The organism is Sphingomonas sp. (assembly GCF_036387535.1).
In the GTDB taxonomy this organism is placed as follows: Bacteria; Pseudomonadota; Alphaproteobacteria; order Sphingomonadales; family Sphingomonadaceae; genus Sphingomonas_R.
Map to the genome: position 1 here is coordinate 1 of NZ_DASVTO010000009.1, position 5,658 is coordinate 5,658.

The following is a 5,658-nucleotide window of genomic DNA, read 5'->3' on the forward strand; positions in this document are numbered from 1 at the left end:
CGGAACGCCTTCGACCGCGCCTGAACCCGCAACGCGGCCAGGTCCAGCCCCGCGCGCGAGAACAGCGTGGTCGCCGCCGTCCCCTCGATCCAGCCCTGCAACAGCACGCGCCCGTTCGGATCCGCGCGTACGATGTCGTAATTCTCGCCCCCCGGCGCGACCACCGTGTTCCAGCCATAACCCGCGCCGGCAGTATCATGAACGATCAGCGCCGCAATGGCGCCCTGCCGCGCCGCTTCCTCATATTTGTAGGTCCACCGTCCATAATAGGTCATCCGGCGGTCACCGAACCGGCCCTTGGCATCGTCGCGCGGTCCGGCCTCGAAATCGGGATCGTTGACCAGGATCACCGCCACCTTGCCCTTCAGGTCGACACCCTTGAAATCGTCCCATCCGCGTTCCGGTGCGTGTACGCCGTACCCGACGAACACCATCGGCGCGCGGGCGATCGCGACCCGATCGACCGGGCGCACGGTGCTGACATAGACGTCGCGTCCCTGCACCAGCGCCGTTCCGGACACGGTGATCGCGCCCCCCGTCCCGATCTGCGTCCGCACCAGCGGCACCGGCTGCGTCCAGCCGCCGTCGCGCCCGCCCGGCTGCACCCCCATTGCCTTGAACTGCGCGATCAACCAGTCGACGGTCCGCGTCTCCCCCGCCGTTCCGGGCGCCCGCCCCTCGAACGCATCCGACGCCAGCACCCGCACCGCATCCGACAGCCGCGCCGCGGACACCGGCGCCGCTTGCCCGCCGGTCGCGACACACCCCAGAACCAACCCCGCCGCCACAGCCAATCGAGTCACACGCCATCCTTTCGCCGATGTCCAGCGGACCGGAGTACATCATCGTGGCGGCATCCGGGCAACCCGTCACCAACATAGGCTGACAGCCGCTCTTGTTCCCGCTATGGTCCGTCCTGCATGTCCGCCGATGATCTTTTCGCCGCCGCCCCGTCCACCGGTTCGGGCAGCTATGACGCATCGTCGATCGAGGTGCTGGAGGGGCTGGAACCTGTCCGGCGCCGTCCCGGCATGTATATCGGCGGCACCGACGAACGCGCCTTCCATCATCTTGCGGCGGAGGTGTTGGACAATGCCATGGACGAGGCCGTCGCCGGCCATGCCAATCGGATCGATGTCGCGCTGGGCGCCGGCAACCGGCTGACGATCGTCGACAATGGCCGCGGCATCCCGGTCGATCCGCACCCCAAATTCCCCGGCAAATCCGCGCTGGAGGTGATCCTCACCACGCTCCATTCCGGCGGCAAGTTCAGTGACAAGGCCTATGCCACGTCGGGCGGCCTGCACGGCGTCGGCGTCTCGGTCGTGAACGCGCTGTCGTCCGACACGGTGATCGAGGTTGCCCGCAACCGCGCGCTGTATCGCCAGACCTTTTCGCGCGGCCTGTCGACCAGCGCGCTGGTCGAAGTCGGCGCCGCCCCCAATCGCCGCGGTACCAGCGTCGCCTTCACCCCCGATACGCAGATTTTCGGCGACGCCGCCGGCTTCCGCCCGGCGCGGCTCTACCGGCTCGCCCGGTCGAAGGCGTATCTCTATGCCGGTGTCGAGATCCGCTGGCGCTGCGACCCGGCGCTGATCGTCGACGATACGCCGGCCGAGGCCAGTTTCCAGTTTCCGGGCGGCCTGGCCGACTATCTGCGCGAACAACTGGGCGACCGCGAAACCGCGACCGCCAGCTTCTTCGCCGGAAAACAGGATTTCCCCGGCACCGCCGGCCGGGTCGAATGGGCGGTCGCCTGGCCGCTCTGGTCGGAAGGATCCTACACTTATTATTGCAACACCATCCCGACCCCCGATGGCGGCACGCATGAACAGGGGCTGCGCGCGGCGCTGACCAAGGGCATCCGCGCGTTCGGCGCGCTGGTCGGGCAGAAGAAGGCCGCCGACATCCAGGCGGAGGACATCGCGATCGGCTGCGAGCTGATGCTGTCGGTCTTCATCCGCGATCCGCAGTTCCAGAGCCAGACCAAGGACCGGCTGACCAGTCCGGAGGCCGCACGCCTGGTTGAAAATGCGGTGCGCGATCATTTCGATCATTATCTGACCGACGACATGAACCGCGGTCGCGCGCTGCTTGGCTTCGTGCTCGATCGCATGGACGAACGCCTGCGCCGCAAGGCCGAACGCGAGGTCAAGCGCAAGACAGCGACATCGAAGCGGTCGCTGCGCCTGCCCGGAAAACTCACCGATTGCGCCTCGGACAGCCCGGTCGGCACCGAATTGTTCATCGTGGAGGGGGACAGCGCCGGCGGCTCCGCCAAGCAGGCCCGCGATCGCAAGACCCAGGCGGTCCTCCCGATCCGCGGCAAGATCCTGAACGTCGCCTCCGCCAACCGTGCGAAGATCGGCGCGAACAGCGAAATTGGCGATCTGATCCAGGCGCTCGGTTGCGGCACAGGCAAGACCTGCGACCCCACCGCGCTCCGTTATGAACGCATCGTCATCATGACCGACGCCGATGTCGACGGCGCGCACATCGCCACGCTGCTGATGACCTTCTTCTTTCAGGAAATGCCCGATCTGGTACGTCGCGGCCATCTCCACCTCGCGCAGCCGCCGCTCTACCGGATCACCGCGGGCGGCACCTCCGCCTATGCCCGCGACGACGCCCACCGTGCCGAGCTGGAAAAGAGCAAGCCGTTCCGCGGCAAGAAGGTCGACGTCGCCCGCTTCAAGGGCCTCGGCGAAATGAACCCGCAACAGCTGCGCGAAACCACCATGGATCCGAAGACCCGCGCCATGCTGAAGATCGTGCTCCCTACCGAATATGAGGATCGCGCCCTCGTCCGCGATCTTGTCGACCGCCTGATGGGCAAGCACGCCGAACACCGCTTCGCCTTCATCCAGGCCAACGCCGCCAAACTCGACGAAGACGCCATCGACGCGTGAACCCGCCGCCGCTCTCGCCGCCCGTCAACGGGCCAACGCCCGCCACCGCCGTCGTCCCGGCGAACTCCGGGATCTCCCTTCGGTGATGCGCGCACGTGAAACCCGGCGCACACTCAACCACCGCTCAATCCTCGATCCGCCGCTGGAACGTCTCGGGCAACAGGAACAGCCCGACCGCTACCGTCACCGCCGCGACGATGATCGGGTACCATAGGCCATAATAGATATCGCCGGTCGCCGCGACCATCGCGAAGGCCGTGGTCGGCAGGAACCCGCCGAACCAGCCATTGCCGATATGATAGGGCAGCGACATGGACGTATAGCGGATCCGCGTCGGGAACAGTTCGACCAGCAAGGCCGCGATCGGCCCGTAGACCATCGTCACATACAGCACGAGCACGAACAGGATCGCGACCGTGCGGGGCTTGTCGATCCGCGCCGGATCGGCCTTGTCCGGGTAGCCGACTCCCGCCAGCGCCGCCTTCATCCGCGCCTGAAACGCGGTGATCGCTGCCTTCCGTGCGTCCGGCGTCATCCCGGCCGGGTCCACCGTCGGCACGATCGCCGTTCCCACGCGAACCTGCGCCACGCTGCCCGCCGACGCCGCGACATTGGCATAAGCGACGCCTGCCTTCGCCAGATAGGATTTGGCGATATCGCAGGACCGTGCATCGAACCGGTTCCTGCCTACGGGATCAAACTGCACCGAACAATCGCGCGGATCGGCCACCACCGTCACCGGCGCCGCGGCACTCGCGGCGTGGAGCGCGGGATTCGCGGCCTTCGACAAGGCATCGAACAGCGGGAAATAGGTCAGCGCCGCCAGCGTGCATCCGGTCAGGATGATCGGTTTGCGTCCGATCCGATCCGACAGCCAGCCGAAGAACACGAACGCCGGCGTCGCCAGCGCCAGGGCGATCGCGGTCAGGATGTTGGTCGTCGCGCCATCGACCTTCAACGTTTTTTCCAGGAAGAACAGCGCGTAGAACTGCCCCGTATACCAGACCACCCCCTGCCCCGCGACGGCACCGAACAGGGCGATCAGCACGATCTTCAGGTTGCGCCACTCCCCGAACGCCTCGGTCAGTGGCGCCTTCGATGTTTTGCCCTCGTCCTTCATCTTCTGGAACATCGGGCTCTCGGCCAGCTGCAGCCGGATCCACATCGATACGCCGAGCAGCAGGATCGAAATCAGGAACGGTACCCGCCACCCCCATTCCGCGAACGCCGCCTCGCCCACCAGCGTTCTCACCCCGATCACCACCAGCAATGCCGCGAACAGCCCCAGCGTCGCCGTGGTCTGGATGAAGCTGGTGAAAAGCCCGCGCTTGGTGGCCGGCGCATGTTCCGCGACATAGGTCGCCGCCCCGCCATATTCCCCGCCGAGCGCCAATCCCTGCAACAACCGCAGCAGCACCAGGATCAGCGGCGCCGCCACGCCGATCGTGGCATAGCTCGGCAGCAATCCGACCAGGAAGGTCGACAGGCCCATGATCCCCATCGTCACCAGGAACGTGTTCTTGCGCCCGACCATGTCGCCGATCCGCCCGAACACCAGCGCTCCGAACGGCCGCACCGCGAACCCCGCGGCAAAGGCGGCCAGCGCGAAGATGAACCCCGTCGTCTCGTTCACACCCGAAAAGAACTGCCCGGTGATGATCGTCGCCAACAGCCCGTACAGGTAGAAATCATACCATTCGAAGACCGTGCCCAGCGACGACGCCAGGATCACCAGCACCTTGCCCTGCTCCGGCGCCGCACCCGCCTGCTCCCGTCCGATCGTCGTCATCGCATCCTCTTGCCCGGCATTGTCGCGGGCCGGTTTGCCGGTCCCGTTTCCGCGTCGGTGGCAACTTCGGGCATTCGTGCGGCGCATGCTACCGAAAAGATCGCGGCAGGGCTGCGGCCGGTCAGGAAACGGGCTGTCACACCCCGCGCCGCCCGTTATGGTCGGCGGCAAACATCAGGAGACAGCGCGATGGCCGATGCGGCGATCCACGACGTACCGAAAGCCTGGGCGGACACCGCCCTGATCGATGCCGAAACCTATGCGCGCTACTATGCAGAAGCGGCGCGTGACCCGAACGGCTTCTGGTCGCGGGAGGCGCAGCGGATCGACTGGATCACCCCGTTCCATGCCGTCAAGGATACCTCGTTCGCGGAGGCGGATTTCCGGATCAACTGGTTCGCCGACGGGCAACTCAACGTCGCCGCCAACTGCCTCGATCGCCACCTGGCGGAGCGAGGCGACACCACTGCGATCATCTGGGAAGGCGACGATCCCGCCGATATCCGCCGGATCAGCTACAGTGAACTGCACGCCGATGTCTGTCGGCTCGCCAACCTGCTCACGCAGCGCGGCGTGGTGAAGGGTGATCGCGTCACCATCTACCTGCCGATGATTCCGGAGGCGGCGGTCGCGATGCTCGCCTGCGCGCGGATCGGCGCGATCCATTCGGTCGTGTTCGGCGGCTTCTCGCCCGACAGCCTGGCCAACCGCATCGCGGATTGCGACAGCCGGCTGGTCATCACCGCGGATGAGGGGTGTCGCGGCGGCAAACGCGTCGCGCTCAAGGCCAATGTCGATGTCGCGCTCGGCCGCGCCGAATGCGGCGGTGTCGATACCGTGATCGTCGTCAGGCGCACCGGCGGCCGCGTCGCGATGCAGCCCGACCGCGATCTCTGGTACGACGCCGCCACCGCGGACCAGCCCGCCGACTGCCCGGCCGAACCGATGAACGCGGAAGAT

At 66.6% G+C, this 5,658-nt stretch carries 3 protein-coding genes and 1 pseudogene; 2 read left to right on the plus strand and 2 right to left on the minus strand.

The genetic code is table 11. From position 1 onward, the window contains the following. Positions 1 to 794 (minus strand): annotated as a pseudogene (locus VF649_RS01460) (peptidase M20); the annotation flags it as partial. A 126-nt stretch (positions 795 to 920) separates the two neighbouring features. On the opposite strand from VF649_RS01460, the gene parE reads away from it, so the two are divergent. Beyond that, entirely contained in the window at positions 921 to 2,909 is a 1,989-nt protein-coding gene (gene parE / locus VF649_RS01465; RefSeq protein ID WP_331010181.1) for a DNA topoisomerase IV subunit B, read from the plus strand. A gap of 124 nt (positions 2,910 to 3,033) precedes the next feature. On the opposite strand, the gene VF649_RS01470 is transcribed toward parE, so the two are convergent. After that, the gene (locus VF649_RS01470; RefSeq protein ID WP_331010182.1) at positions 3,034 to 4,698 is read right to left on the minus strand and encodes an MFS transporter; all 1,665 of its coding nucleotides are present in this window, start codon (positions 4,696 to 4,698) and stop codon (positions 3,034 to 3,036) included. A gap of 189 nt (positions 4,699 to 4,887) precedes the next feature. Here VF649_RS01470 and VF649_RS01475 point away from each other — a divergent pair. Beyond that, positions 4,888 to 5,658 (plus strand): AMP-binding protein (locus tag VF649_RS01475; protein WP_331010183.1); only part of this gene is annotated, 771 nt, incomplete at its 3' end.

What these genes read in the sequence shown, in the direction of transcription:
- parE (WP_331010181.1), top strand. Translation starts at nt 921, where the DNA reads ATGTCCGCCGATGATCTTTTCGCCGCCGCCCCGTCCACCGGTTCGGGC.
- VF649_RS01470 (WP_331010182.1), bottom strand. Translation starts at nt 4,698, where the DNA reads ATGACGACGATCGGACGGGAGCAGGCGGGTGCGGCGCCGGAGCAGGGC.